This window comes from Streptomyces sp. CC224B, assembly GCF_030010595.1.
Classification (GTDB): domain Bacteria; phylum Actinomycetota; class Actinomycetes; order Streptomycetales; family Streptomycetaceae; genus Streptomyces; species Streptomyces longispororuber.
In genome coordinates this window covers 1-2,015 of the sequence record NZ_JASCXL010000239.1, presented here as the reverse complement: position 1 = coordinate 2,015, position 2,015 = coordinate 1, and the positions used below count along the sequence as shown (strand labels likewise).

Below are 2,015 nucleotides of genomic sequence, written 5' to 3'. Positions count from 1 at the left end.
GCAGGGTGCCGGCGTTGCGTACGTCGCCGATGATGATGCGTCCGCCGGGGGCGAGGAGGTCGAGGGCTTTGGCCAGGACGTCGTCGAGGTAGGCGGCGTGGGGGAAGTACTGGATGACGGAGTTGAGCACGACGGTGTCGAAGTGGCCGCGGGGCAGGCCGGTGGTGTCGTCGGCGCTCTGGTGGCGCAAGGTGACCTTGTCGGCGAACCCGGCCTGTTGGACCTCGTGGGTGAGGCGGCCGATGACCTGGGAGGACAGGTCGGTGGCCCAGTACTCCTGAATGTGTTCGTCGTTGAGGAGGTGGCCCATGAGCAGGCCGGAGCCGACACCCAGTTCCAGGATGCGGCGCGGGCCGGTGCGCAGGATCTGCGCGACGGCCGCGTCCCGCCAGTGGCGCATCTCCTCAAGCGGGATTTCCTCGCCGGTGTAGCTGGAGTTCCAGCCGGTGAAGTCCTCGCCCCACTGGGTGTTGGTGGCGGAGTAGACCTCGTCGTAGATCTGTTCCCACTCATCGACCTGCTGGGCGGATTCCTCGGTGTACTCGGTGCCGTCCAGGTCGGGTACCACGTAGGCGATGAGCTGCTTGTCGCCTGCCTTGTCGTGGGGGATGACCACGGCCTGGGCGACGGCGGGGTGGGTGGACAGGGCGGCTTCGATCTCGGCGGGCTCCACCCGCACACCGCGGATCTTGATCTGGTCGTCGGCCCGGCCGACGTATTCGATCTGTCCGTCGGTGGTGAAGCGGGCCAGGTCGCCGGTGCGGTACATACGCGCGCCTGCGGGGCCGTAGGGGTCGGCGAGGAACCGCTGGGCGCTCAGGCGCGGCTGGCCCAGGTAGCCGCGGGCGATGTTGCCCGCGACGTAGAGTTCGCCGACCACGCCGGGGGGCAGGGGGGTCAGGCCCGGGCCCAGGATGTAGGTGCGCATGTTGCCCAGCGGCGTGCCGATGGGAGTGTTGTCCACGCCCTGCCACTGCTGGCCGGCTTCGATGGCGTAGGCGGAGGCGTAGAACGATTCGGTCTGCCCGTAGGCGTTGACCACCCGCACGCCGGGCAGGGCCTGGCGGATGCGGTGGACCAGGGCGGCGGGCAGGGCCTCCCCGGCGAAGACCAGGCTTTGCAGGTGTGGCATGGCCGGCAGGCGCTCGCCGAGTTCGGCGAAGACCGAGGGCACGGTGTGGATGACGCTGGCGGTGACCTCCGCGCGCTCGGCCAGGATGAGCGCATCGCGCACGACCTCGATGGTGCCGCCCTGGGCGAGGGTGGTGATCACTTCGAAGACCGAGACGTCGAAGTTGACCGAGGTGTTGGCCAGCATCCGCGTACCGGCATCCACACCGATGCGCTGGGCCAGTTGCAGCACACCGTTGACGACGTTGGCGTGGCTGACCACGACACCCTTGGGCGTGCCGGTGGAACCGGAGGTGTACATCACGTAGGCGGCGTTGTGCCCACGCACCACCGGCAACTCGCCCTCCGTGCCCGGGCCTTCGAGGTCCAGGTCGCCCAGGAACAGCGAGGGGATCTCGGTGGCGGGCAGCACGCCGACGGTGTCGGTGTCGGTCAGCACGAGCTGGGGGCGGGCGGTGGTCAGGATGTGGTCCAGGCGGCTGCTGGGGTACTTCGGGTCGATCGGCAGATAGGCCGCGCCGGTTTTCAGGATGGCGAGCATGGCGGTGACCAGGTCGGCCGAGCGCGGCAGCGCCAGAGCCACCACACTCTCCGCCCCCACCCCGCGGCTGAGGAGCTCGCGGGCGAGCCGGCCGCTACGGGCGTCCAGCTCGGCGTAGGTGTAGGCCACCTCACCGCAGGTCACCGCGGTCTTGTCGGGCACCGCGGCCACCTGGCGGGCGAACAGGCCCGCAATGCTCACCTCGGGTGTTTCGGTGGCGGTGTCGTTGATCTCGTGGAGGAACCGCCGGCGCTCGGCGGGCTCCAGCAGATCGATGCCGCCGTACGGGGTCGTCGGGTCCTCGGCCAGCTGGGCCAGCACACGGCCCAGACGCAGGGCGATG

1 protein-coding gene is annotated in these 2,015 nt (G+C 69.8%); it reads right to left on the bottom strand.

Annotated elements, in window-relative coordinates; all coding sequences use genetic code 11:
- Nucleotides 1-2,015, bottom strand: a 2,015-nt coding sequence (locus QK440_RS41135) for an amino acid adenylation domain-containing protein (protein WP_282798380.1), incomplete at both ends; no start/stop codon positions are given.